This is a genomic window from Paenibacillus rhizolycopersici (assembly GCF_014947195.2).
Taxonomy (GTDB): domain Bacteria; phylum Bacillota; class Bacilli; order Paenibacillales; family Paenibacillaceae; genus Fontibacillus; species Fontibacillus rhizolycopersici.
The window spans coordinates 282,036-307,994 of record NZ_JADCNN020000002.1; the positions used below are offsets into that span (position 1 = coordinate 282,036).

The window sequence follows — 25,959 nt, forward strand, 5'->3', positions numbered from 1 at the left end:
CTTCGTCAATTCAACTATGAAGAACCAAACTAACCAGCACCGCCGTGAGGAAACCAAGCATTCCTCCAGCCATACAATCCATCGGATAGTGATAACCCAGATAAACTCGGGATATTGCCACCAACAAAGCCAGAGAAATCAAGACAAGCATCACTGCTGGCGATAAAGCCAACATAAAAGGCGTAACGAGCGCAAAAATAGCGGTTGTATGACCAGATGGAAAGGAGTAATCTTTCAATGGAAATTTGCCTACTTTCACCTGCTCCAGCTTGCGGAAAGGACGGTCTCTGCGCACGATTCTCTTGATCAGGACGGCAACGATATGGCTAACGGCCAATGTGATCAAGCTTTGCAGCCCTAGCCTGCTGAGTTCCCCCTCGGCGAAACATGCCAGGGATACTGCGCAAATGACGGTAAACAAAGCTCCACCCAAATGGGTAACCCATCCTAACAATCGGTCTAGAGCCCGACTGCTCAGGCGTTGGTTGATCCAGAAGAACAACGTTTGATCTATTCGCATGATCCACTGTATCCTGCTTCCCGCCTCCGCTGCCTGTCTTTTAGAATGATTAAGGTCCATTCCAGTTCTCCCTCCTCTCGTTACAGGAACTTCATTTGGCTAAACGTAATTCCTCTCGAACAGGCAGACTCTTCACCGTCCTAAATCGATTCTTCAGCGAATTGCGGGTATGAATCAGGATCATCGGTATCAATTGTTCGGTTTTGCGGGCAATCCGCTTCTTCCCTTCGGGGTGCATGGTAGATAACAATAATCGGAGATAAGCTGTTGTTATGCGTTGGAACATATTAGCCTTCAACGGTTGTTGCTCGAATCCAAGACCATGTGTCAAACCACGATGAAGCAGCGTAATGCCGACCAACGCCTTTACCTCGCTGTACTCTGGCTGAATTGCAAACGCCTCGCTGATCTGCTGCATGGACTTCCGTATAGATCGAGCCGTCATGAGCGCCGCGCGATCTGGACCTTCGGATTTAATCAGCGTTAGAATCACTTCATTATTGAGATGGAGTTCTCCGACCCAATCGCCTTTATCGATAATGGTGGAGTCCGCGCAAACGATACTCTCGCCCCGGTGTTTCTTAATCATGACCTTGCAAATTCCAAAGTGCGTTGTATGTGAGCTGCGAAATCGTGATATCCAATCGAACCCTTTTTCCCACGCCATCCAAGCAGCCTGCATTAAAGACTTACGTAATCGAAGCAGCATTGCCTTTCATCTCCTTTTCTCTTGATGGGTCTAATAAATGATGTCAACAAACATGACTCATAATGGCTGGCTGCCAGCAGAATCACCATGCCAGTATGTTAGTCTTGTAACATACTATAATGCCATTGAATTTATCTGTCAATAGTCGTCGTTTATGTGCATAAGAAAAAACCTCCAATTACCGATCATCGGTATTGGAGGTCTTAATCCTGCCGTATTTATTTCCAAAACTATAGAGCGTTTTCTCGGCCAACGAAGCATCTGAAGGCACCGAACGAAGTCCGTGCTAGGCTGAGGCAACAGTTTAATTTCAGGCTACTCCTCTGCCGATCACGGGATCTGCCTGTTCTTCACAAAATACCAGCCTCCGGCCAAGAATACGCAGGTAAAGAGGAGAGTTAATCCGAAACCTTGCATTAAAGAATCGTTGGATAGCAAGGTCTGTAACCCGTCAGCCACATGAGAGCGGAAAGAAGAAATCGCGGTACTAAGCGGAATTGCAGCAATCACAAGCCCCCATAATACCCATCCAATGATGTGGTGGAAACCGGAGAATAGCAGATTTAGCAAGGAAAGGAACATCATGTATGCGCCGAATTGATATATGAACACTCCAAAAAGGTCGAGTTGATCCCATTTGAATATTTCGAGAAGATTGATCCCCTCCATTCCGAACACGACGGACTCTAGCTTCAACCACACAATGTTAAGCAAGGCAAAGATTGCCGACCATACCGCATAAATAAAAAACAATCCTTGATAATACTCCTTGCGTGAAGCACCTAAATTGATGATGCGTATAAAGTAAACGGTCGGAAGGATTGTCGGAACGAACAACAGGAAGATCATAAGAAAATTGGTTTCCGAAACCGAGTCTTTCTCTACGCGGCCCAAGGATATGCTAACGATCAAGTCGGCCAGTTGAGCAATCGCCACGATGCCCACGATGATCCAAAGATAGATGCGGAGTTGAAGATACGATGCCTTGAATTGAGCTGACAGCCTATTCATTGTTCCTGGCCCCCTTCAAGCAGATAGGCAAAAAACTTCTGAAGTGGCAATCCGTCAACGGTAATACCCAGCTTGTCTGCCTCGACAAGATCGGCTTCCCCCATCGTATTGTAGACTGCCGCAATCGCACCGTTACCAAAAACCTCCTGATAGATAACTCGTTTGCCGCCTGTGAACGCTTGAATCGCTTCTTTTTTCCCCTGACACATAAAGGATTGTATCCGAATGTTGTCCACGTCGTCATGTAGTAAAATGCTGCCTGCTTCCATAATGCACACCCGCTCGACCACCTTGGCGATTTCGTCAATCAAATGCGTCGACAGCAGAATCGTACGCGGGTAGTTCGCATAATCTTCGACCAGCAGCCGGTAAAATTTCTCGCGCATCAGAACGTCAAGCCCAAGCACCGGTTCGTCGAAAATCGTAAGCGGCGCTCGGCTTGCCATGCCGACAATATTGCCGACAATAGACTCCATGCCCCTGGTGAGTTGCCGTATTTTCTTATTCGGATCCACATTGAAAACCTGGATCAGTCGATGTGCGTAATCCCAATCCCAATTCGGATGGAATGCCGCAGCGACTTCGAGTATTTCGTTGACTTTTGCGCCTCCAAAGAAAAAGTTTTTATCCCTAACGAAGCAAATATCTTTCGGCGTCTCTCCCCGCTTCAACCGCATTCCGGCAATTTTGATCTCTCCGCTATCAGGAAACAGACCTCCTGTCACCATGTTAAGCAAGCTCGTCTTCCCCGCCCCGTTGCGGCCAAGCAGCCCGTATATCGTGTTCTCCTCCAATGTCATATCCAATTGGCGGACCGCTTCGACTCTCCCGTATCTCTTGCTTACATTTCTGCATTCCAGAATGGCGCTCATTGGCCTCTCAACTCCTGTATCCCTGTTTGATCCTCTCGATAACTTCGTCCATGCTTAAATCGAGTTTTTTTGCCTCTGCGAGCAGCTTCTGCACTAGCTCATTGATGAAGCGTTCCTTGCGCTTCTCCATAATAATCTGCTTCGCGTTGGCAGCCACATACATTCCTAATCCCCTTTTCTTGTACAGAATGCCCTCATTGACAAGCAAGGCGATTCCTTTCACAATCGTTGCCGGATTAATCTGGAACGCTCGCGAAAACTGAGCCACAGAGATGATCTGGTCCTCTTCGTTATAAGTTCCATTCAGAATGTCGTCCTCGATTTTATCTGCAACTTGTTGGAAAATCGGCTGTCCGTCTCCAAAGCCAGCTATAACGGCATCACCCTATCGGAATGTTAGTCATGTAACATACTTTAATAGCTGAAAATTTTATTGTCAACGCATCATCACAAATGAGGATCTGATTTATTTCAAGTAAAAAACCTCGCGCATCGGCACGATGGGCTGCGGCTCGTTAAAATCAAACGAACCCTCCACCATCCCCGACGTAATCGCGTTCCACCGTTGGCAAACCTCACTATCCGCAATGTATTTGAAAGCCGCGTCCGGATCATCGCATTCGAAGCAATAGAAGAACTGGTTCCCCTGCTGAAAAATCGAATAGTTTCGAATGCCCGCTTGGGTATGCTCCGCGAGCACCTCCGGCCAAGGGTTCAAATGCAGGTCAACGTAAGCCTCCAACTGGTCTTCCTTCACGCGCCAGGTCCAGGCGAACTTCCGGCTTGGACTGATTCCCATGAATATCCCTCCCATGATAAATTCATTGACTTTGACACCTTCAGCTCCCCATTCACTTCATAAAGCGTCGGATCAGCTTCAATTTACCGGCGGTATAAGGCGGATAAATGAAGCTGAGGTTCATCCACGTCAACTTCTTTAGCACGCTTTTTCGGTGAGAGAAGGTTTCGAAGCTGTAGCGTCCGTGATACGCCCCCATGCCGGAGGACCCCACACCCCCGAAGGGCAGATACGGGCTGACCAGATGCATGACCGTGTCGTTGATGCACCCGCCGCCAAATGAAACCGACTCCATCACCTTCCGCTCTGTCCTGGAATTGCTCGTAAATAAGTACAACGCCAGCGGCTTGGGCTGCTCGCCGATGTTCCGAAGCGTCTCATCCAGATCCACAAAGTCCAGCACCGGCAAAATCGGCCCAAAGATTTCTTCCTGCATCACTTGGTCTTCCCAGCTTACGTTCTCCATAATCGTCGGCGCCACGTACAAATCCTCACGTTCCCCAGTCCCTCCGACCGCAATCTTCGACGAGTCCAACAACCCCATCAACCGGTTCCAGTGACGCTCGTTCACGATCCGCCCATAATCCGGACTTTGCTGCGGATCATCCCCGTAGAATGCGGTGATCTGCGTCTTCATTTTGGCGATCAACTCCGCTTTAACCGACTCGTGAACGAGCACATAGTCCGGGGCCACGCAAGTCTGACCCGTATTCAGAAACTTCCCCCAAACAATCCGCTGTGCGGCTAACTCCAGATCCGCCTCGCAATCAACGATACAGGGGCTTTTCCCGCCAAGCTCCAACACGACCGGCACCAGACGTTCAGCGGCCGCCTTCATCACAATTTTTCCAACCTGAATGCTTCCGGTGAAAAAGATAAAATCGAGCGGGGCATGAATCAACGCGGATGTGACCTCCTGCCCTCCCTCCATGACCCGGATGTACTCGGGATCAAAATATTCGCCGAGCATCTCGGCAATAACCCCGGAGACGTGCGGCGTATACTCCGACGGCTTAACAATCGCGGCGTTTCCCGCGGAGATCGCCCCGATTAACGGATCGATCACCAGCAAAAACGGATAGTTAAACGGGCCGATGATCAGCGCCGAGCCGTAAGGCTCCCGGTAGATATAGCTGCTGGAGCCGATATGGGTTAGCGGCGTGCGGACCCGCTCCGGCTTGGCCCACTGCTTTAGTCGCTTCATCACGTATCCGATACTGTCGTAAGCATAGCCAACTTCCGTGCTGTAGCCTTCAAGCTCGGGTTTGCGCAGATCCCACTGCAGCGCTTCCAAAATGCGCGTTTCGTAACAGGCAATTGCCGTCTTCAAACGCTCCAGTTGGCGCAGCCTGAATTCTACCGATCGCGTGGCGCCGCTGCGGACGAATTGCTGTTGAGCACGAACGACTTTGGCAACAGTTTGCACAGCGGGTTGAACTTCATTTGCAGCTTGGGTTGGAGCTTTCGATTCACTCAAAGCGGATCCCTCTTTTTCTCGAATTCGGCGTCATTTAGGTCTGTTCTTCTATTGTAACCCGAAATCAGATCGCTGGGCATCTTTCGACCCGAATGATGGGCCCAGCGTAGGTTTGTGTACCAGAAAGGTTTCTATGTCATATTTCCTAACATATAAATCCGTAAAATATGGTTTTAAACGTAAATAATTTGTTTATCCAACCGTCAAGATGGTTTTCGGTCAACTTTATGAACGTTTTTTGTAATTTATATTGACACGATCTTTTCCCAGCTTCTATAATTTAACTACGTTCACAACGTCGTGGCGCATATAATCCGGTTTCGCACAACGCTGTGCCGCCGGTCGGCAAAGGAGCCATTCGGTCAATCGCAAGATTGCCCGGGGCTCCTTTTTGTTTTGCGCGCCCGGTTCGGCGTGACCTAAGGAAACAGAAACATCCCGGTTGAAGGGGATGAATCCTGGAGAGGAGATGGAAGGATGGAACGTACCGGTTTTATGAAAAGTGGGCATAAGCCCTCGTTGTTGAGCGCCTTTCTGTACTTCGACGTTAGCTTTATGGTATGGGTTCTGATCGGTCCGCTGGCCGTCATCATGATGCAGGATTACCCGATGAACGCGGCGGAGAAAGCCAACCTCGTCGCCTTGCCGATCCTTGGCGGCTCCGTGCTTCGCCTCGTGCTTGGCGTGTTAGCCGACCGGATCGGCCCCAAGCGGACCGGTCAGATCGGTATGGCCGTCACCCTGGTGCCGCTCGTCTGGGGCTGGCAATTCGTCAATTCGCTGGGAGAATTGTACGTGGTGGCGTTGCTTCTGGGCGTTGCCGGCGCTTCGTTCTCAGCGGCCCTGCCTTTGGCCAGCCGCTGGTATCCGCCGCAATACCAAGGTTTGGCGATGGGGATCGCCGGGGCCGGGAATAGCGGCACCGTCTTCTCCACGCTATTCGCCAACCGGATCGCCCAGCATTATGGAGGCTGGGAGGTCGTGTTCGGGCTCGCCCTCATTCCGGTTGCGCTGGTCTTCCTCGTCTTTACCCTGCTGGCGAAGGATAGTCCCAACCAGCCGGAGCCCAAAAAACTTCGCGATTACGCAACCGTGCTCCGCCACAGAGATACGTGGCTGTTCTGCCTGTTCTATATGGTGACATTCGGCGGTTTCGTAGGATTGTCGAATTACTTGACGATATTTTTTAATACGGAATATGGACTTAGCGCGGTGCGAGCTGCCGATTTCACGACCTTGTGCGTGATCGCTGGGAGCTTCTTCCGCCCAGTGGGCGGCTGGCTGGCCGATAGGGTCGGCGGAGTACGCATGCTGCTCGCATTGTACGCGGGGGTAGCCCTCATGATGGCTTCGGTCTCGTCGCTGCCGCCGCTGTCCGTCGTAACCGTGCTGCTATTCGTCGGCATGATGTGCCTAGGCATGGGCAACGGCTCCGTGTTCCAGCTCGTCCCCCAGCGATTCCAGCAGGAAATCGGGGTCATCACCGGGATCGTGGGGGCGGCCGGCGGGCTCGGCGGTTATTTTCTGCCGAACATCCTTGGGCTCCTGAAGCAGTGGACCGGTTCTTATACGCCAGGTTTCCTCATTCTCAGCTGTATTGCGTTGGCTTGTATTCTCACGGTCTTCCTAATTCACGGCGAGTGGAAAAGAACGTTCCTGAAGCGGAAGGAGGCTGCATATGACGCTTACTCCTACAGCCGCCCATCCTGACGGACGTATGCGATCTCACTGCCCCTTCTGCAGCATGCAATGCAGTCTGGAGTTGCACTCGGCCCCCGGTTCCTTCGCGGGGTATGAAGTTAAGCCCAGTCCAGACTTCCCCGTAGCCACAGGTCGATTATGTCAAAAGGGCTTCCACGCCTTGGACCATACGCTTCATCCAGAGCGGGTGATGCAGCCGCTACGCAGGCTTTCGGAACAGGGATGGGGTAAAGGGGAGGCGGCGTCTCGGTCCTCCGAAGGAACCTCGTCGGCTTGGTCTCCCGTAGCTTGGCCCGAAGCGCTGGACGGCATCGCCGAGCGGATTCGGCAGCTTCAGGAACAGTACGGCCCTGACAGCGTAGCCGTATTTGGCGGCGGATCACTGACGAACGAGGTGTGTTATCTGCTTGGCAAGTTTGCCCGGGTCGCTTTGCGGTCCCGTTACGTCGATTATAACGGACGATACTGCATGTCCTCGGCGGCGGCAGCGCAGCAGCTGGCGTTTGGGATCGACCGCGGTCTCCCCTTCCCGCTCGAAGACATTCCTAAAACGGATTATCTCATCCTCGCCGGTACCAATATCGCCGAATGCCAACCAACCTTAATGCCTTACCTGCTTGCTGCCAAAAAACAAGGAGCCGTCATCGTCACCATCGATCCTCGGCGGACGATGACGTCCAAGATTGCAAACCACCAGCTGACGATCGAACCCGGACAGGATTCGCTGCTAATCAGCGGGCTGCTGCATGTCATTCTGGCAGAACAGTTGTACGATGCCCAATTCGTGGCCGCGCACACGGAAGGGATTGAGGCAGTGCGGGAAGCGGTTCGAGACGACTCGCCGGAGCGGGTCGCCGGGCTAACCGGGATCCCCGAGGAAATCATCCGTCAGGTGGCCCGGGGATTTGCCGAGGCGAAGCGTGGGATCATCCTGACCGCGCGGGGTTTGGAGCAGCAGGTGAACGGCGTGGAGCATACGCTGCAGTACATCAACCTGGGCCTGCTGTGCGGGCACATCGGTAAACCGGGCAGCGGCTTCGGCTCCGTCACCGGGCAGGCCAACGGGCAGGGCGGCCGCGAGCATGGACTCAAGGCCGACCAGTTGCCGGGCTACCGGTCGATCGAGGACCCGGACGCTCGGGCGCATGTCGCCGGCGTCTGGGGACTTGATCCTGGCGAACTGCCCGGCAAAGGGGTCTCCGCGTATGAGCTGTTCGGGAAGGTATTGGACGGCGACATCAAAGCGATGATCGTCCTCGGCTCCAATCCGGTCGTGTCCAGCCCGAACAACGCCCGGGTCGCCGAGGCGCTGGAGAAGCTGGACCTGCTCGTCGTCGTCGACCTGTTCGAGACGGAGACGGCCGCCTACGCGGATTGGCTGCTGCCCGGCACGTCCTTCCTCGAAGTGGAAGGGACGATGACGAACCTCGAGGGCCGGGTGTTCTACCGGCCCCGGGTGTTTGAGCCGGCCGGCGCGTCCATGCCGGACGCCTGGCTGCTGTGCGCCCTCGCCGAACGGCTGGGCCGAGGGCGTTATTTCTCCTACTCGTCGATGAGCGAAGTGTTCGACGAGTTATGCCGCGCTTCCGCCGGGGGCAAAGCCGATTATAGCGGCTTAAGCTACTCGCGCCTGCAGGAAGCGCAAGGGCTGTTCTGGCCGTGCCCCGGGCCCGGCCAGGCGCACCCCGGGACGCCGCGCCTGTTCGCGGGCGGCGTCTTCCCCCGTGCGGGCGGCCGGGCCCGCCTGCACGCAATCACGCCGCAGCCGCCGGCGGAAACGGCAGATACGGAGTACCCGTATCTGCTGACGACCGGCCGGCTGGGCGGGCACTACCTGAGCGGCGCCCAGACCCGCCGCACGGATGCCCTGGCGAAGAAGGCGCCGGAGCCGGTGGCGGAGCTCCACCCGGCTCTGGCCGAGCAGCTTCGCCTGCGCGAAGGCGACCGCATCCGCTTGACCACGCGGCGCGGGTCGCTGGATTTCGCCGCCAAGGTGACGCCGGACATTCATCCGCGCACGATTTTTGTTCCGTTCCACTGGGGCGGCGACCTAGCGATCAACCGGCTGACGAACGATGCCCTGCACCCCGTCAGCCGAATGCCTGAATTCAAAATCTGCGCCGTCCGAGCGGAACGGGCTAGGACTGAGGAGGCCGCCCCCGCCCTAGTCCATTCGGCGAAGGCCGACGCCCTCAGCGATGTTCCTTCCGGACGATTTGCTGTTTCGTGTCCTCGATATTGTGATCTTCGTCGCGAACGGCTTTGATCGTCAGGTAAGGCGCGGCATAGTCAATCTCGATGTCTTCTTTGCGGAAACCGGGCAGTTCCGCTTCGACCAGGTACGCGGGTTCCGTCTCCCGAATATCGGTTCTGAAGGATAACGGCGAATTCTTCAACGGTGCAAAAAAGTCATCTTGGAACACATCGTTGAACGTCTTCGCCAGTTGACTAAACGCATCCTCTCTGTGTCTGCCAAAAGGAATCGAATCAAACATCATGCATCCCCCTTTCTTTGACCTTCGAGCTATATCAATGGCGGTTCAAATAAAAAAGCGACCTGGGAAGGTCGCTTTTTCCTATTTCGATTTAGGGTTGCTGTTCTGTAGTTGTCGTGGTGGTTGTGGTCGTGGTCGTGGTTTCATTGCTTGCCGCCGGATCGGCGCTCTCATTATAGATGACAACCGATTGGGAGCTAGGCTCCCATTGCACGACCGCTTCAAAAGCCTCGCTGATGAACCGGACCGGAACAACCGTGCTGCCGTCAATGACGGTAGCCGGCGCGTCCAGCGTCTGTTGTTCGCCATTCACGTAAGCCGTTTTGCTATTGATGATTAGCTTCAGCGTTACGCCGTCCTTCGTCACCGTGATCGACTTGTCCGCCGGGTTGTAGGCGACTTCCGCCTGAAAGGCTTCGGAGATGGCCCGGAATGGGACCAGCGTGCTGCCATCCTGTACGATTGGAGCTACGTCTGTTGTAGGCTGTTCGCCATTGACGAACAATTTAACTCCTTTTTTCCCGAGCTTCTCATAGAGTTTGCCGAGCTTCTTGTACGATTCGATGTTCGTGAAGTCCGCCAAAACCGCTTCCTCCTGCAAATAAACAGCATCAGTCACGCTGCCTTCTTGCTCCAACAGGTCCGCCGCCTTGGATAAAGCCGCCGCATCTTCCTTGATTTGCGTAAGCTCCGCCTTCATCTCATCCGTGAGTTTAGTATCGTATTTCGTCAGGAGCAAATCGGCCAATACCGCGCCCGACGGCTTGTCCTTGACGTTTTGGATCGCTTTCAACAAACCTTTGTAGCCGTTGTGGCCCGGCTTTTCGGATTTTTGCGTATCCGTGGATTCTTCGCCCTCCGGGGTTTGCGTTTCCTCCGTCGCCTGCTCCTCTACCGTCCCTTCCAACTGCTTCTCTACCTTCTTGCCGTTAGCTTTCGTTTGCTGTGCATCCACTTGGATGCCGGCCTCCGTTTTCTTATCGGCTCCCTTGCCGTTATTCCCTTGCTCCGCTTTCGCCGACGCCGTGCCGGTCGTCAAGCTTAATGCCACCACGCAGAAAAATGCGATCATCCAGCTTTTTTTCATGTTGTTGTGTCCTCCTCAATGATTGTCGTTAATTGGGGTTTGTTGTTTATTACGTTGCCCTATCAAAAATTGTGGGGGGCGCCAACAAAGTTTTTTTCCGGAACGCCGACATGTCGGAATTCCTGCCGAAAAGCAAGTATGAGAAATCCGGTCCAACGATCGAAAAATATGCGGCATAAGAAAAAGGCCGGCCGATGTCCTCGGTCGGCCGGTGCCTTCTACCTTGTGTGCATCAGCGCCGATTTCCGGCGCGCCTTGATGTCCCTTATGCTGCCTTTGCACGATTATCCCTTTCATTCAGGAGGGCCAGGGACCCGGAGTGAGTCGAGCTCTTCTCCAGTTCTCGGCAAGCTGATCAAAGGGGATAATCGTGCAAAGCGTGCGAAATGATCCTATTGCCCGCCAACCTCCGCCAGTTGCGCTTCGATCGCCGCCGCCAATTCCTCGTAAGAGGAGCTCGGCAGCAATTCCCCGTTGACCATGAACTGCGGCGTTCCGTTTACTCCGTAATAGCCGGCGGTTTTGAAATCTTCTTTGACCGGCAACATGTAGGCATGACTTTTCAGATCGCTTGCGAAGCGGTCGTAATCTATACCGTTGATATTTTTCTTCACGAAGTCCAGCAAAAATTCGGGTGTCGCCCAAATTTTTGTCTCATCGCCCTGATGCGCATATAACTTGCTCTTGAACTCCCAGAACTTCTCGTTGCTCTGCGCCGCAACCGCCTCGCCCGCGCTGGCCGCCATGATCGAATCCCGGTCAATGAACGCGAAGTTGGTAAAGAACAACTCAATTTTGCCGGTATCGATGAAGTCTTTTTGAAGCTGAGGCATGTAGGTTTCTTCCCACTTCTTGCAGGCCGGGCATTTAAAATCGGCGAATTCAATCACCTTGACCTTCGCGCTCGGTTCTCCCAAATGCGGCTGCTTCTCATACTTCAAGCCTTCGGCGGTGTAGTCGCCTTTGATTTCCGTGTAGTTCGGGAGATCCTTCAAACTGGAGGAACCCGAATCTTTGAGAAAAACGATCGCCAGGGTGATTACCAAGGCCCCGATCAATATCAACGAGATCACAAAAATCAGACCGGATTTCGCAGTCCCCCGGCCTGTTCCTTTTCCGCCCGCAGATTTGCCTACAGTCCCCTTACCAGCGTTCTTCTTGCCTTGGGTTGTCCTGTTGTACGCCGTCTTGTTGTTCGGAACCGGTTTCCCGCTGCCGTTACGATTGCTCCCCTTGTTATGGGCCATCCGCTATCCTACCTCCATATGGATTCGTTTCGTCCTCATTCTAGCGTATGGCCCACGGCAAGGGACGTAATTTAGGTCACAGAGTGTCGCCGCAAGTATACAAACCGGCTGGCGTAATCGCCTGCCAAGGTCAGCGGCAGGCCGAGGCGCATCAAGGTGGAGCCGTGCCGGACGTTGTCTGCGGCCAAGTCGGTGGTGATGCCGGTAGATTCGGCCGCGCGCTGATCGGCGGTGTTGTCCGCCTCCACGGTCAGCTCTTCCTCTGGTATTTCTACCCGGTACCGCCCATCCGGCTCTAAGCCTTGGAGGCGCAACCGCAGCTCCGTGTCGCCGAAATACTGCGCCTGCCGAAAAGCGAACACGGCGACTTCGTCCCGGTCTCGCGAGACATACTGCCACGCGGCCACATCGCCTTCGGCGAAGGAGGCAAGCCGGTAAAGGTCGCCTTCGGCAACCAAATGGCGCACCTGTTTGTACAGCGCCACATAACGGTTGGCTTCGACGATTTCCGCCTCCGACCAGCGGGCGATGTTCGCGCCGATGCCGAGCCCGCCTAGCATGGCGCTGTGGAAGCGGAACGACAGCGGTAGCCGCCGGCCGTTCAGGCCATGCGGGGATTCCGTTACCCAGCACATCATGACGGAGGGGCTGTAAGCGTACGAGAAGCCCTCCTGGATCGTCAGCCGGTCCCGGGCGTCCGTATTGTCGCTGATCCAAGCCTGGTCTGCAAACCGTAGCATGCCGATATCGATCCTTGAGCCGCCCCCGGCACAGGTCTCGAACTCCACCCGCGGGAAACGGCGCCGGAGCTCGGCCCAAATCTCGTACAAGCTATCGACGTGCTTGATCCACACCGATTCCTCCGCATGCTCGCGCAGCGGGATGGCCCCCGGCTCCGTGATCGTTCGGTTCATGTCCCATTTGATGAAGGCGATGTCGTAGGTGCTGAGTAGCCCCGTCATGAACTCAAGCACGAACGCCTTGACCTCCGGCTTGCCTAAGTTCAGCATCAATTGATTGCGAAGCAGCGTTCCTTCGCGCGTGGGGAATTGATACACCCAATCGGGATGGTTCCGATACAACTCGCTGTCCGGATTGACCGATTCGGGTTCGACCCATAATCCGAAGTCCATGCCGAGCCGTTTCACCTCGTCGATCAGCTCCTGCAGCCCATTCGGGAATTTCTGAGGATTCACCTGCCAATCGCCGAGACCGGCCCGGTCGCTGTGGCGCGCGCCAAACCAACCGTCGTCGACGACAAACCGCTCCGCGCCGATCCGGGCCGCTTGTTTGGCCAACTCGATTTGCTCCCGGACGTTCACCGCGAATTCCGTCGCTTCCCAGGAGTTGTACAACACTTTCCGTTCCCGGGATCCGGGCAGCACGTACTCCCGTTGATAGTTGTGCAACTTCCGGCTCATCTCTCCGAAGCCGCCGGAGACGAAACCACCCGTAAACACGGGGGATGTATAGCTCTCTCCCGGTCCCAAAGTAAACGCCCCATCGAAGTCGTTGACCCCGCCGACGACGCGGACTTGGCCGAAGGTGGAGGACTCCAGGACGATTTTCCAGTTGCCGCTCCAACCCAGCGCACCGAACCAGACGTTCCCGGACAACTCGTCCGCTTTGCCGTCATCCAGCGCAAACCAAGGGTTGGCATGCGCACCGGTGAAACCCTGCCGCGATTCCAGCACTTTCTTGCCTTCGGTGAGCGGCGCCCGCCGGAGCTGATATTCACCGGCCCAGCGGCCGGTCACATGCGTCAGGCGGACGGAAGGCTCGGCCGGGGCGGACCAGGCCGCCGCCATGACCTGATCGATCCGAACGGGAACGTCCTCCTCATTGACGATCGTTACCGAACGTTCGATCAGATCGTATTTCTCGATAACCCGGTAGCGCAGCTCCACCCGCAAACGGTAATACTCATCGCGCAGCCGAACAATCAAATCGTCCGCCGCCAAGCGGCTCCCGACTTCATACCCTTCATATCGCAACCGCAAATCGCGAACGCCGTTCTGGAATTTCACCTTCAGGCAGGGCTCTGCATATAAGGTACCGCCCCAACCTCCATACTCCTCCCATTCCCGGTTCGCCTCGGCATCAAAGGAGCTGTGGTGACGAAGGCGAAGCAAATCGGCACATTCCGCAGCCTCCACCGGCTCGCCCCAGTAGAGGTGTTGCAACGTCCCGTTTTCGTTGACGCCAAATACGTAAGACGAGTTTTTCGTGCGTAGTTCAAATATTTTTGCTGCTTCCAACACGTTAATCGGCATATGATCACTCTCCCCTTCCCGCTTGCTCCCTAACCTCAGCCTTTGACCGCTCCGGCGGCAATGCCTTTGATGATGAACTTCTGCATCAACAGGAAGAACGCAATAACCGGAATCATGCCCATGACGGCATAAGCAAATGCCAGGTTCAGGTCGCTGCTGTATTGTCCGAAGAAGAAATACTGCTGCAACGGGATCGTACGATATTGGTTATCCTGCAAATACAAGAGCGGCAGCAGGAAGTCATTCCAGATATATAAGGCGTTCAGAACGACAACTGTCGCCGTCACCGGTTTGAGCAACGGGATGATGATTCGGGCAAAAATCCCCGGCGTGCTGCAGCCGTCAATTTTGGCTGCCTCCTCGATCTCGCGAGAGATTTGGCGGATGAACGCGGCGTAGAACAACACGCCCGTCTGGATGCCGAACCCGCCGTAAATCAGAATGATTCCCCAATGGGTATCGAGCATCTGAAGCGTTTTGCCGAGCTTGTACAACGGCAGCATGGTGACTTGAAACGGAATCATCATGCCGGATAGAAACACCATGAACATAAGGTTGTAAAAGGGCTTGTTTCTTCTCGCAATGGAGTAGCCAGCCAAAGCGGATACCAGCACGATCAGCACGACGGAGACCACCGTGACGATCAAGCTGTTCATGATCGCCAGCGGGAATTTCGAAGTCTCCCAGGCATGGACGTAGTTGGCGAAGTTAAGGCTGGACGGCAGCGCGTAGAAGTTATCGAACGTTTGTTTCGCTGTTTTTAGCGACATCAACAGAGCTACATACAGCGGAAAGAGAAATAAGACCGCCAGTGCCAGAAACAGGATGAAGGTGATGGCTTTGTTCGCTTTCATTACAGCTCAACCTCCCGTCTTCTGGAAATGGACATCTGCACGACCGTCACGAGGACGAGAATGAGGAAGAACAGCATGGACAGCGCCATCCCGTATCCTCCCTTAAACGAGGCGAACGAAGTCCGGTAGATATAGGTGGACATGACCTCGGTCGCAAAGCCGGGACCGCCGTTCGTCGTGACGTAAACGAGATCGAACACCTTCAGCGAGCCGGTGAGCACGAGCAGCAGGTTGATCGTAACGGAAGGGGCAAGCAACGGCAACGTGATGTGCCGGAACGTCTTCCAAGTTCCCGCCCCGTCGATGCGGGCGCTTTCGAACAACTCGCCCGGAATGCCTTGCAGGCCGGCGATGTAAATAATCATCGGCGACCCGACCCCTTGCCATAAAGCGATCAGGATTAAGCCGAACAGCGCGTAATCGGGATTGCCGAGCGGACTGGATACCTCGAGACCGAGATGGCTCAGCAAGTTCGGAATTCCCGTGCTATAGTTATAGCTCCAAACGAACCCCGCCAGCACGATCGAGATGACGCTCGGCAGGAAAAAGACCGTCCGAAACAGGTTGCGCAAAGGCAAGAAAGCGTCCAACACCAAAGCCAGCAGCAGAGATAGCACGTTAACCAGAATGGTTAGAATAATGGCATATTTAAACGTGTTCCACAGGGCGTCCCAAAAGCTCGGATCCCCAAAAGCCTGCACGTAATTATCGAAGCCTACGGAAGCAAAAGAATCGGAAACCCCGTCCCAATTCGTGAACGAATACCGGGCTCCCATCACCAGCGGAATCACGACCGCCAGCACGAACAGAGCCATCCCCGGTAGCATAAACAAGACGTACCACATTTCATTTTTCGCCGTGCGTTTTAAAGTTTCCATCGGTTCACCCTCTCCTAAACCGGCGAAAGGCACAGGCCCCTGCCCATGCCTTCCGTCAAGTTCGCTCTATTTGTGATTTTTGCTCACCCAGTCGTCCATATCGGCCAGGATTTGATCCACGGTCGTTTTATTAAAGAACAGTCTTTGCAGGTTTTGGTCGAACTGAGAGCGCCAATCGATTGTCGTTTTAGCCAGATAGAGCTGAGAGTCGTAAGTTTGCGCGTTATCGAAGTACGGTTGCAGGTCTTTGAGCGCCGGAGCGATATCCGTCGAGGTACCCTTCACGTAGCTAAGCGATTTGATGTTCTCGACCCAGGCGTCGCCGCCTTCCTTGCTGCTCATGAACTCCAGGAATTTTATAGCGGCTTCCTTATGTTTCGTCTTGCTGCCGATCGCCAGCGAAGCGTCCGCATTGAAATCGAGCTTGTTGGCATTCTCGTCATTGCTGAACGGGTACGGGAAGTAGCCAAGGTCATTGTTGTAAAGCTCCGGATTCTTCTTCTCGATGTCCGGCAACGGCCAAGTGCCCATGTACATCATGCCGACATCCCCTTTGGCGAAAAGATCGACAGCTCCGTTGTAATCCACGCCAAGCTGATCCTTGTTACCCAGCTCATACAGCTTGAGCGCGTGTTCCATCGTCGTTTTTACGGCCGGATTATCGGCGAATTTCGCTTCGCCGGTTTCGATCTTCTCGAAGAAGTCCGGTTGGCCGATCAACGCCGAATTGCTTGGCATATCGCGGGTATCCCACATGGTCAGCGTCCAGGCATCCTTCCACCCCAAGGCGAACGGCGTTTTGCCGGCGGCTTTGATTTTCTCCGCGGCGGCGATCATTGCGTCCCAGGTTTTGGGTACCTCAAGGCCCAAGTCGCGGAAAATTTTCTTGTTGTAGAACACGGCGATCGGGTTGGCGTTCAGCGGCATGACGTAATTTTTCCCGTCGGTTGCTTGGCCTTTCACCACATTCTCGTCGAAGTTGCTTAGGAACGGTTGGCCGGTCAAGTCCATCAGGTAACCGCCATCGGCAAACAACTGGGTGTTGAAGCCGGCGTTCAGGGTGAACACGTCGATGATGTCCCCGCCTGCCAACTTCGTCTTCAGCAGGGTATAGTAATCGTCGTATTTCACCGGTTGCACTTCGACCTTGATGTTCGGATTTTGGCTTTCGAACTGCTCCACGATTTGGTTAATCTGGTCGGTGAAATCGCTTTTGAAATGCATGAATTTGATGGTCACCGGCTCACCGGAATCGGTCTGGTTCTCGGAACCTTGGGCGGTGTTCGTATTTCCGCCGCCGTTATCCGTGGCCGGCGTTGCCGAATTGTTCCCGCCGCCGCAAGCGGCTAGCAAAACGCTTAACATCAGGATGCAGAGGCTGACAGACATCCACTTCTTCAATTGAGCTTCCCCCTCGTCTAGGTCGTTAAAGTCGGTACGAACGGCCTTCGCATCGAGCCATTTTTTGCCTGGCTCGGCGCGCCTTCGTCCTGTCTTTATCGTATCGGTCCGCCGCCCCGGCCGGAATAAAATAAATTGTGCGTCCGATGTTCAATTTTTTGTGTTTCCGGTTTGGTCCGCATGGGCATCGCGGTATTCGGAGGGGGTTTGCCCGGTATTTTTTTTGAACACCTGACTGAAATAACGCTGGTTTTCGTACCCCACCAATTCGGAGATATCGCTGATCTTCCGTTCGGAGGAACGAAGCAACTCACACGCCTTCTCGATCCGTTTGCGCGTCACGTATTCGATGAAGTTCTCAGAAGTGACGGACTTGAACAGCTTGCTAAGGTAACTGGGATCCAAATGAAATCGGGTAGCCGCATCAATCAAGCTAACGTCTTCGAAATAATGGGCATCCAAATAGTCGACGAGTTGTCCGATCAATTGCGCCGAATCCGTTTCACGCCGACCCGCCCCGTATTCCTCGGCGGCATCCGCCCATTCGGCGAGCAATCGGCGAAGCTCACCGGGTTCGGTGACCCCTGCGACGGCGGCGGTTTCGTACAGCGCAGGATGCGCCGCGGCGATGCCTTTCATTTCTGACTCCGCCGCCTCCCGGATGATCATGAGCTCCCGCTGGACCTGTCCGATCGTAATGTCGACGGAACGGTTGGTTCGCGTTCGGTAATCCTCCAACAGTCTACGGAAGTCCGAAGCGGAGCCGGAGGCAAATGCCTGACGGATCGCCAAGACATCAAACGAAGTCAAAGCCGCCGTGTTCCGCGGTTGCTCCGATGGATTCGCCAGCGACACCGTCAATCCCGACCCATGCAGACATTCATGAAGAAGGGTACGTTCAGCGGCGCGATACGCCTCGCGGAGTTCCTCGTACCCTTCGCACACACCGCTAACACCGGCCAGCACCTCAAGCTTCAGCGTACGCTGAACGGCTTTGTGAAGGGCTTCCAGCCATTTGTACCCGGGGGTGCCTCCCTCTTCGGCCGTTGCAAAGGCTTCACCTTCGGGAGAGTCTTCCGAGACGATCAGGCAACAACCCATGCCGTCGTCCGAGATGAAAGTAGGCATCCGCTCGTCACCAAGGATTTCACGCAAGATATTATCGATACTGAACATTAACAATTCGGCATTCCCGTGAAAACCGGTACGAGCCACCTCGGAAAAGCGGCGGAAACGAATCACGACGAGACGGTAGGACTCACTCGCGTCCATTTGCATTTCCCTTGCTTGCTGCATGATATCTGTCCGATTGGCGATCCGCTGCGCCGTTACATTTTGCAGGAAAGCCCCTCGCTTCATCCGGCGCATTTCCCGCGTTTCCCTCTGTTGCTGCTGCAAGCTCATGTAGCGACGGATCGCCTCCATCGCCTGAACCATGGATTCGCGCAGCTCCGGGACAGACACCGGCTTAAGCAAATACTCGCACGCCTGATAGCGGATCGCCGCCTTCAAATACTCGAATTGCGAATATCCGCTGATGACGATGACCCGAATATCGCCGTATCGTTCATGCAACGCCTCCAAAAAGCGTTGTCCGTCCATGACCGGCATGTTCATATCCGTGACCACGATATGCGGTTTGCCGATTTTGATCAGTTCCAGCGCTTCTTCGCCGTTCTGGGCTTCAGCGATCACTTCGACGTCCAGCAATAGCTCGCTGATCATTTTTCGAATCGATTTGCGTCCTAGCGTCTCGTCATCCACGACCATGACTTTATACATCCTCTGTCTCCCCTTGTCTGTAAGGAATCGTCAGACTTACCGTCGTCCCCTGCCCCGGTCGGCTGTCGATCTCAAGCCCATAAGGCGTCCCATAAAACAGCCGGATCCGTTCGTGAACATTGCGAAGGCCGATAGATACTCCCGAGAACACCTTGGAAGCAGGATGAGCCAAAGCCGCCCGAAGAGCCTCTAGCTTGTCCGGTTCCATACCGGGTCCGTCATCAGAAATCGACATCCGGATATGGTCGTCCTCCCGCAACGCAAACACCTCAATCCGTACTACGCTCCGTCTCGTTTTGCCTAAAGCGTGCACCATGATATTTTCAAGAATCGGCTGAAGCACGAAACGGATGATCCGGGCATCCATCAACTCCGATTGCACATCGAATCGGGTTGTAAGTGATTCCTCGAATCGGAACTGCTGGATATACAAGTAGTTGTTCAGGTGCGCCAGCTCCGCCCCGATCGTCGATTCCATATTCCCCTCGTAAAAGCTGTAGCGGAACATATCGCCTAAGGCCCGGCACATCTCATGAATTTCGTAATCGCCAGCCAGCACCGCTTTGCCGCCGATCGTCTGCAGCGTATTGTATAGAAAATGCGGATTGATCTGCATCTGCAGGGCCATAAACTGCGCTTCCTTGTTGCGCAGCTGCATTTTGTATTCTTTTTCAATCAGCTCCTGGATCGTCCGGGTCATGAAGTTGAAGCTTCCGGTGAGTTCGGACAGGTCATCCTGCCAACGGTTCGTCGGCAGGGTCACGTCAAAGTTGCCTTTACGAACGGCTTTCATCGCTTTTCCGAGATATTGGATCGGCCTCGTGATGAACTGCTGGGCCAGCAGGGAGAACGCCGCGATCACCAGCATAACCAGGACTAACGCTCCGAGGGTAATCCTCAGCGTCATTTGCCGGTTATGGGCAAGTTCCGTACTGGGATAAACGATATTCAGACCGATATTGGCGTGATCCAATGGCGAGCTGCTGACCAAGAGCTTCTGGCCCTCCGTAAATTGCAGCGTATGCTCGTTGCTGTCGTTCAATTCGTCAGGAAGTCGGTAAGGCTTGATCTCTGTTATGTAATTGTCGTTCGTCCGGTAGAAGGTTTCCCCTTGACCGTTTTGCAGCACAATCACATTAGGCTCCCGGTTATAGGTCTCTACTTTTTTCGTGAAGTCTTTGCCAAGGACGTAAAACAATAAGGTCCCGAACTTCTTGCGGTAAAACGGATCGTAAATCGGCAATGCATAGACAAAAAGATCCTGCTTGATCGCGGGATCCTGATACGTAAACATAAGGGAATGTTGAAACGGCAGCTCGGCGACATCGCCGTAATGCGGCATCCTCCGATCCAGCGCGATGGCGTTGTAGCTATCGGCACGGGTCCAGCTGTCCCGCAGCGTATGATCGCTCCCGTAGACCATGATTTTGATGATGTCCGCGTTGTTGCTCACCGCCAGACGGTAATAGCTGGCCAGCGATTCCCTGACGTCGATGATATCGGCGTCGTTGTAATTGGTGCCGTACTCCATCAGGTCGATGACCCGCTTAAAGCCGTAAACCTGAAGGGCGGATGTGGAAAAGCTGCGAAAATACTCGTCCAGATAATCGGACAAATATTCGGCGTTCTGGTCCGAGCTGCGCACCATCGCCTGCTCCAAGGAACGGGTACTGTTTTGGTAAAAAAGGTAAGACAGAACCAACAAGGGGACCAGCGAGATCAATACGGTGCTCCAGACGATTTTGGCGCGGATGCTTTGGTTCATGAATAGACGTTTGATCATATCGGTTCCCCCTGGGGTCATAGATGGTAAGTTTCAAAAGTTTATAGCATGTTTACGTCCAGATGCCAGCGATACACGCCGCGAGCCGGAACGGTGGCGGCTTCGCCTTGGCGCACGGCATGGGCGAGTTCATCCATGCGGCCCGTGGCCGGCTCCAGGGCGAGCTGGTAGTTGCCGCCGAAACCGCCGTAGTTGGCCCAAACGGCCAAGTACGGCACACGGTCCGCCGGGAAGCGGAACGTCAGCGCCTCGCCGGTCGCGGGATCGCTGATCCCGGCAAAGCCGGCGCTGAGCCGGCCGGAGAAATAATATTTCTCCGCGAATTGACCGGCATTGGGCTCCACTGTGCGTAGGTCGATCGGCTCTCCGGCCGCGCCGTGAGCCAGCGGCCAAGCGTGCTTGTCGCCGAAGATGCCCAACCGTTCTTCCGCGGAATAGGAGACCTCGATCTCCGTCAAATCGGCCGGGACGTGGAGCTTCATGCCCTCTCGTACCTGCAGCAACGGATGGGCCGCCCATAGGAAAGAGAACGGCGACTCCGAGCGGTTCGTTACGGCGTAATCGATGCGCAGCGTGCCCTCGGCAGGAAAGGTGTACGTCTTCTCTAGGACGTATGGAAATTGTTCGCCGTTGATACAGCAACTCAATGCCTCCGAATCTGTGACGCGGTGTTCCCAGGGCCGGGACCAGACCTCCCCGTGATCGGGAATCGGCCGCCCTTGCCAGGGCTCGTGCGGGTAAACGCCGGCGTTAATGGCCGGGAACATTTCGTCCCAGCCGCTTTCATCGCCATCACCGAAGGACGTGCCGTAACCACGGTTCCCCAGCAGTTTGCCGCTGTGCCAGAGCCACTCGCGCCCGGTCTTGCGATTCCGGAGCGAAACGGCCTTGCCGCCCAGCTCCGGAACCACAGTCACCGCTATGAGGTTGGTTTCCCCTGTCCAGGCGTCCCAGCGTTCCACCTGGGTCTTTCGCCATTGTATCATTCGCCTACTCCTCCTCCAACCGGATCGCTAAGGTGGTACGTTGTTGAATCGTCGCCTGTGATTTGGATTTATGCCACGTGGCTTGTATCTTTATGCCACGTGGCCGGTGGCTTTATGTCATGTGCCATGTGGCTTGTGGCTTGTGGATTTATGCCATGTGGCTTGTGCCAAGCTCCTTGTTCCTTGTTCTTTGTGCCCACTTCCCGCAGGTTTTCCTCTATGTCACGGGATCTGGATCTTCTAACGCTTGTGACCGACGCTATTTGAGCAAAAAAAGAGCGATGCTGGATTTAACGCTTACCAGACACCTTATTTGCTCATTTTATAGTGAAAAGGGGGCTCAATCGCCCCCATAAGCACGCTGATCAGCGTTAAAAAATAATATGCGTCATTTTAAGCCAAACAAGAATTGTGGCAAGCGTTAGCGCACGTCCTCCACGCTTCCATCCACGCTTCCATCGACACTTCCATCCACGCTTCATCGACGCTTCCATCCGCTCTTCCCATCCACGCTCTGGTACTTGCACATTTATGGGCACGTCTACGCACCAGCACCCGCACTCACACTCACACTAGCGCCAGCACCACCCCGCACGCTGGGTTTATGGCTCATTGATTCATCGCTTTCATCGTTTCGTGCTCGCTGTTCAATGCCTCGTTCGCCCAGCGGCCAGCCCGCCGGGGTTACCGGCGGCACATCCGCTTGTGGATCAATGCACCTGGGTGGCTTGGCTCCAGGGCCAGCACTTCGTCGAACCGGACGGCGGCCTCTTCGGTCCGGCCGAGGCCCAGCAAGCCTAGTCCCAGCATGAAGCGGCAATGGATGACGTTACGTTTGTTCAAATCGTCCTCGAACACAAGGAAGTCCGGCAACGAAACCGCGAAGTAATCAAATTCCACCTCGTCGAACAGATGGGTCTCGGCGTAGTCGATCAGTTTGTTGAACCGCCGTTTGGCTTCCTTTTCCACGCCCAGCTTCCACCAGGCCAGCCCTTGATAGAAAATCATCTCCGGCGGCTGATCGTTATAGTACATCGCGCCGGACGGTTCTTCCAGTCCTTGCGAGGCGGCCTGCCAATACGCCGTTGCCTGTTCTAGCCGGCCCAATACTTCATAAGCGCAGCCCAAGTAATACAGGATGTCGTTCTCCTGTGCCCCGGCGAGTTTGCCTTCCCCAAAATTCTCCGGATAAACGAGCGCTCGCTCCAGCCGCTCAATCGCCAGCACCCCGTTTCCGGCCTCCAACGCTTGTTTGCCGAGCTCGACAAGGGCTAACCGATATTGCCCGGTCACTTTGCCTTCTCCGCCCTCCCAAGGATGGAACTTGTGGGATTCCAGCGCCCGCAGGGCGTCCTCATGACGCATCAACGTATTTAACAGCGTGACGTACTCTACGTACAAATCGTCGCGTTTGCCCACCAGCGCCGGATGCCGCTCCAACGTCGCAAGTCGTTCCGCCGCCGGACGGCCCAGCTTCTTGTAGAGCTGATCCAGCTCGTAAAACACACGGGCATCGTCCGCGTTCAAGGCGAACGCCATCTCCAGTGCCTCCCGCGCGGCCTCCGCATCATTGCACTTGTTGAAATATGCCAGCGCTAAATTGCGGTGCACAGTCGGGAACCCGGCGTCCTCCTTCCGGGACGCCTCCCAGTGGGCAATCGCGTCATCCGGGCGTTTCTTGTCGTACATCCAGTTGCCGAGATAGTAATGCGCTTTGGCATCGCTCGGGTCGGCAACGATGGCGCTTTGCAGCACGAGCAGATCCGTCAGGCTGTTCGGGAAGCAGTAATCCGCCGGGGCGGCGGCGCCTGCCTGCCGATGCAACGCGGCCAATTCGCCGCGGCCAGCCCGTTCATGGGCATAGGCCAAGGTGTAGTGCAGCATCGGGTAAGCCGGCGTGGCCGCGTCCGGCGCAATCCGCTGCATCACCTGCACGGCTTCATCATACAAGCCGAAGCCGAGGTAGTCCGCGGCCAGCTGCAGGGCGTTATGCGCGTCATCGCGCATGAACCGCCGGAGCTCAGCCAAGGCCGCGTTCGCGGCGACAGCGTCGCCCGAGGCTAGCAGCGCGGCCCAGCGCTCGTTGGCGGCGCCGAAGTCGGCCGGGTCGAGCGCCAGCGTCTCGGCCGAGTAGCCGAGCGCTTCCGCCGTCCGCCCGAGCTTCCGCAGCAGCGCCGCCTTCAACAGCCGCGCCTTATAGTTGCGGCTGTTCCGGATGAGCGAGCGCTCAGCCAGCTCGAGCGCCTCGGCATAGCTGCCGCGGCCGCAAGCAATCGCGGCCAGCGAGAAGTAGCCGCTGTCCTGCCAGGCGGCGGACCAGACGGATTTGTAGAAGGCGGCAAACGCCTCTTCGTCCCGCCCTTGGAATTGCAGCGCCAGCCCAAGCTGGTACAGCGCTTCGCTGTCGTACGGGTTCGGATTACGCCAGGTGAGCGACTTCACCGCTGAACGGAAATGCGCTTCCGCTTCGGCAAACCGGCCCCGGCGCAGCAACAACGTGCCGTAAGCGACATTGATGCGGATGTCTCCCGCATCCCGTTTCAAGCCTTCCAGATAGTACGCTTCCGGCTCGAACGTCGCATGACGGTATTGCTCCAGGTGAAGGCCGGCCAAATACAACTGCTCGTTTGTCTTCAGCTCCTGCGGTTTCGGCAAAGGTTTGGCGGCTTCCGGTACCTGCTCAATCGACGGCTTGGCCGGACGGTACGAAATCAGCAGCCGTCCTTCGCCGTCACGCACGGTCACTATCAGATCATGCGGTTGGTCGCCTTCGTCCAGCGAAACAACCGATTTGTAGGTAGCCGCCGGCGACAGTCGCACCGTGTCGGATACATAGATCCGGCGTGAGCCCTTCAACTCCACGATCGCCCCTTCATAATCGGAGGTCGCATAAGCCAACACCGTTGCCGTCCGCGCCGTCTCATCGACCTCGAGGTTGACGGCCGCTTCGATGGAAGCATTTTTCACGACGCCAATGTCTTTGTAGGGCATGAAATACTGTTTAAACGTCTTCTCCTCATACGGCTGCAACCAGGTGAAATCCGGCTGATTATCGGTGTACACCCCGGTCATCAACTCAATGTAAGGACCGTCCTCGTCCGTCAGGTTGCGGTCCCAAGCCTGGCCGAATTCGCCGTTCCCCCAAGTCCATTGCTTCTTCCCCGGGGAGATATGGTGATTCGCGACATGCAGCAGACCGGCCTGCACCCCGTGGTCGTATCCGCCCACGAAGTTGTAGTCGGACTTGTAAGCCATGTAGGATGTAGGCACCGGGATATTTTTGTAACGGGAAATATCTACGCCCTCCGAGTAATCCATCTTGTAGTAGGTGCCAGTGGCAATTGGAAACCGCGAGACATCGCGTTTGCCGTGATCGAATACGGCGGTAACGTCCGGCGGAAACACGGACTGCGTATGGTCATTGACCGCCACGGCCGGGTTAGCCCACCACAGGAAGGTCTGCGGCTCCGGCGTACGGTTGTACAGCTGCGCGGAGATCTCTAGATAGGCTTTGCCGGGATACAGCGTAAATCCGGCGGTCATTTTGGTGCCGTACATCCGGTCGATTTCGCTCACCCAGACGGTGGCGCTGCCATCCTCGCCTTGCTCCAGCCGGTATTCGACCGGACCATAGGTGTTCGGCCGGTGATGCTGCGGCCAGTTGAATTCAATCCCCCCGGAAATCCATGGCCCAGCCAGGCCAACCAGCGCCGGTTTGATGACACGGTTGTAGTAGACGAAATCGTAGTTGTTTGTTTTGTCGAGCGCACGGTAAATCCGCCCGCCCAGCTCCGGCATGATCTCGATACGAACATATTCGTTCTCGAGAATCGCCAACCGATAGCTGACCTCTTGCTTCTCGTCGTGAATCTTATCGATGACCGGATGCGGGTAGACCCGTCCGGAACTGCCTTGATAAACGCGTTTTTCCAAAAACATCGGGTTTTTGTCCGGCTCCCCCACCCCGTACGTCGGAATGAGCTTATCCTCTTCCCAGACTCGTACCGCGGCCCGTTTGGAAGCCTCCCGCTGTTGAATGTTCATATCCAATCCTCCCCATCGTTGTTATAACGTTTGTAACCCC

19 protein-coding genes and 1 pseudogene are annotated in these 25,959 nt (G+C 55.2%); 2 read left to right on the top strand and 18 right to left on the bottom strand.

Annotated elements, in window-relative coordinates:
* Nucleotides 1-10: 10 nt before the first annotated feature.
* The 7 genes from IM700_RS03495 to IM700_RS03525 form a co-directional block, all read right to left on the bottom strand.
* Nucleotides 11-520 (bottom strand): phosphatase PAP2 family protein, encoded by a 510-nt coding sequence (locus IM700_RS03495; protein ID WP_239483554.1) that lies wholly within the window; start codon nucleotides 518-520, stop codon nucleotides 11-13.
* Between the two features lie 91 nt (nucleotides 521-611).
* Nucleotides 612-1,229 (bottom strand): YkoP family protein, encoded by a 618-nt coding sequence (locus IM700_RS03500; RefSeq protein WP_193416809.1) that lies wholly within the window; start codon nucleotides 1,227-1,229, stop codon nucleotides 612-614.
* Between the two features lie 330 nt (nucleotides 1,230-1,559).
* Complete coding sequence (locus tag IM700_RS03505; protein WP_193416810.1) at nucleotides 1,560-2,240, bottom strand: hypothetical protein; 681 nt, start codon at nucleotides 2,238-2,240, stop codon at nucleotides 1,560-1,562.
* Nucleotides 2,237-3,112 carry an ABC transporter ATP-binding protein gene (locus IM700_RS03510; protein WP_193416811.1) on the bottom strand — a complete coding sequence of 292 codons (876 nt, stop codon included), beginning with the start codon at nucleotides 3,110-3,112 and terminating at the stop codon, nucleotides 2,237-2,239. Before IM700_RS03510 ends, IM700_RS03505 begins: the two co-directional genes overlap by 4 nt.
* A 7-nt stretch (nucleotides 3,113-3,119) precedes the next feature.
* Nucleotides 3,120-3,485, bottom strand: coding sequence for a GntR family transcriptional regulator (locus IM700_RS03515; RefSeq protein ID WP_193416882.1), 366 nt, complete (start codon nucleotides 3,483-3,485; stop codon nucleotides 3,120-3,122).
* 93 nt (nucleotides 3,486-3,578) lie between these two features.
* Nucleotides 3,579-3,911, bottom strand: a complete 333-nt coding sequence (locus IM700_RS03520) for an L-rhamnose mutarotase (protein WP_193416812.1) — start codon at nucleotides 3,909-3,911, stop codon at nucleotides 3,579-3,581.
* Between the two features lie 52 nt (nucleotides 3,912-3,963).
* Nucleotides 3,964-5,388, bottom strand: coding sequence for an aldehyde dehydrogenase (locus IM700_RS03525; RefSeq protein WP_239483555.1), 1,425 nt, complete (start codon nucleotides 5,386-5,388; stop codon nucleotides 3,964-3,966).
* A 477-nt stretch (nucleotides 5,389-5,865) separates the two neighbouring features.
* Here IM700_RS03525 and IM700_RS03530 point away from each other — a divergent pair, with 477 nt between their 5' ends.
* Entirely contained in the window at nucleotides 5,866-7,098 is a 1,233-nt protein-coding gene (locus IM700_RS03530; protein WP_193416813.1) for a nitrate/nitrite transporter, read from the top strand.
* Nucleotides 7,067-9,355, top strand: coding sequence for a molybdopterin oxidoreductase family protein (locus tag IM700_RS03535; protein WP_239483556.1), 2,289 nt, complete (start codon nucleotides 7,067-7,069; stop codon nucleotides 9,353-9,355). Before IM700_RS03530 ends, IM700_RS03535 begins: the two co-directional genes overlap by 32 nt.
* On the opposite strand, the pseudogene IM700_RS03540 reads toward IM700_RS03535, so the two are convergent.
* The 11 genes and pseudogenes from IM700_RS03540 to IM700_RS03590 form a co-directional block, all read right to left on the bottom strand.
* Nucleotides 9,285-9,584, bottom strand: a pseudogene (locus IM700_RS03540) (Hsp20 family protein); the annotation flags it as partial. The gene IM700_RS03535 and the pseudogene IM700_RS03540 overlap by 71 nt on opposite strands.
* 91 nt (nucleotides 9,585-9,675) lie before the next feature.
* Complete coding sequence (locus IM700_RS03545) at nucleotides 9,676-10,671, bottom strand: copper amine oxidase N-terminal domain-containing protein (protein WP_193416815.1); 996 nt, start codon at nucleotides 10,669-10,671, stop codon at nucleotides 9,676-9,678.
* A gap of 392 nt (nucleotides 10,672-11,063) precedes the next feature.
* The gene (locus tag IM700_RS03550; protein WP_193416816.1) at nucleotides 11,064-11,918 is read right to left on the bottom strand and encodes a DsbA family protein; all 855 of its coding nucleotides are present in this window, start codon (nucleotides 11,916-11,918) and stop codon (nucleotides 11,064-11,066) included.
* Nucleotides 11,919-11,989: 71 nt separating this feature from the next.
* Nucleotides 11,990-14,191 (bottom strand): alpha-galactosidase, encoded by a 2,202-nt coding sequence (locus IM700_RS03555; protein WP_239483557.1) that lies wholly within the window; start codon nucleotides 14,189-14,191, stop codon nucleotides 11,990-11,992.
* A gap of 35 nt (nucleotides 14,192-14,226) precedes the next feature.
* Entirely contained in the window at nucleotides 14,227-15,045 is an 819-nt protein-coding gene (locus IM700_RS03560) for a carbohydrate ABC transporter permease (protein WP_239483558.1), read from the bottom strand.
* The gene (locus tag IM700_RS03565; protein WP_155606814.1) at nucleotides 15,045-15,923 is read right to left on the bottom strand and encodes a carbohydrate ABC transporter permease; all 879 of its coding nucleotides are present in this window, start codon (nucleotides 15,921-15,923) and stop codon (nucleotides 15,045-15,047) included. The genes IM700_RS03560 and IM700_RS03565 overlap by 1 nt, the downstream gene beginning before the upstream one ends.
* Nucleotides 15,924-15,989: 66 nt before the next feature.
* Entirely contained in the window at nucleotides 15,990-17,324 is a 1,335-nt protein-coding gene (locus IM700_RS03570; protein ID WP_193416817.1) for an ABC transporter substrate-binding protein, read from the bottom strand.
* A 150-nt stretch (nucleotides 17,325-17,474) separates the two neighbouring features.
* Nucleotides 17,475-19,106 (bottom strand): response regulator, encoded by a 1,632-nt coding sequence (locus IM700_RS23345; protein ID WP_193416818.1) that lies wholly within the window; start codon nucleotides 19,104-19,106, stop codon nucleotides 17,475-17,477.
* Nucleotides 19,099-20,889 carry a sensor histidine kinase gene (locus IM700_RS03580; protein WP_193416819.1) on the bottom strand — a complete coding sequence of 597 codons (1,791 nt, stop codon included), beginning with the start codon at nucleotides 20,887-20,889 and terminating at the stop codon, nucleotides 19,099-19,101. Before IM700_RS03580 ends, IM700_RS23345 begins: the two co-directional genes overlap by 8 nt.
* A 41-nt stretch (nucleotides 20,890-20,930) precedes the next feature.
* A complete protein-coding gene (locus IM700_RS03585; RefSeq protein WP_193416820.1) occupies nucleotides 20,931-21,875 on the bottom strand; it encodes an aldose epimerase family protein in 945 nt (314 codons plus the stop codon).
* Between the two features lie 684 nt (nucleotides 21,876-22,559).
* Nucleotides 22,560-25,919: a DUF5107 domain-containing protein gene (locus IM700_RS03590; protein ID WP_193416821.1), complete on the bottom strand. Its 3,360-nt coding sequence runs from the start codon at nucleotides 25,917-25,919 to the stop codon at nucleotides 22,560-22,562.
* Nucleotides 25,920-25,959 lie beyond the last annotated feature (40 nt).

Bases quoted from the DNA above. Each gene is read 5' to 3' on its own strand.
- IM700_RS03560 (WP_239483558.1), bottom strand. From the start codon at position 15,045: ATGAAAGCGAACAAAGCCATCACCTTCATCCTGTTTCTGGCACTGGCG.
- IM700_RS03510 (WP_193416811.1), bottom strand. From the start codon at position 3,112: ATGAGCGCCATTCTGGAATGCAGAAATGTAAGCAAGAGATACGGGAGA.
- IM700_RS03550 (WP_193416816.1), bottom strand. From the start codon at position 11,918: ATGGCCCATAACAAGGGGAGCAATCGTAACGGCAGCGGGAAACCGGTT.
- IM700_RS03545 (WP_193416815.1), bottom strand. From the start codon at position 10,671: ATGAAAAAAAGCTGGATGATCGCATTTTTCTGCGTGGTGGCATTAAGC.
- IM700_RS03500 (WP_193416809.1), bottom strand. From the start codon at position 1,229: ATGCTGCTTCGATTACGTAAGTCTTTAATGCAGGCTGCTTGGATGGCG.
- IM700_RS03505 (WP_193416810.1), bottom strand. From the start codon at position 2,240: ATGAATAGGCTGTCAGCTCAATTCAAGGCATCGTATCTTCAACTCCGC.
- IM700_RS03530 (WP_193416813.1), top strand. From the start codon at position 5,866: ATGGAACGTACCGGTTTTATGAAAAGTGGGCATAAGCCCTCGTTGTTG.
- IM700_RS03565 (WP_155606814.1), bottom strand. From the start codon at position 15,923: ATGGAAACTTTAAAACGCACGGCGAAAAATGAAATGTGGTACGTCTTG.
- IM700_RS03520 (WP_193416812.1), bottom strand. From the start codon at position 3,911: ATGGGAATCAGTCCAAGCCGGAAGTTCGCCTGGACCTGGCGCGTGAAG.
- IM700_RS03495 (WP_239483554.1), bottom strand. From the start codon at position 520: ATGCGAATAGATCAAACGTTGTTCTTCTGGATCAACCAACGCCTGAGC.
- IM700_RS03580 (WP_193416819.1), bottom strand. From the start codon at position 20,889: ATGATCAAACGTCTATTCATGAACCAAAGCATCCGCGCCAAAATCGTC.
- IM700_RS23345 (WP_193416818.1), bottom strand. From the start codon at position 19,106: ATGTATAAAGTCATGGTCGTGGATGACGAGACGCTAGGACGCAAATCG.
- IM700_RS03590 (WP_193416821.1), bottom strand. From the start codon at position 25,919: ATGAACATTCAACAGCGGGAGGCTTCCAAACGGGCCGCGGTACGAGTC.
- IM700_RS03555 (WP_239483557.1), bottom strand. From the start codon at position 14,191: ATGCCGATTAACGTGTTGGAAGCAGCAAAAATATTTGAACTACGCACG.
- IM700_RS03535 (WP_239483556.1), top strand. From the start codon at position 7,067: ATGACGCTTACTCCTACAGCCGCCCATCCTGACGGACGTATGCGATCT.
- IM700_RS03585 (WP_193416820.1), bottom strand. From the start codon at position 21,875: ATGATACAATGGCGAAAGACCCAGGTGGAACGCTGGGACGCCTGGACA.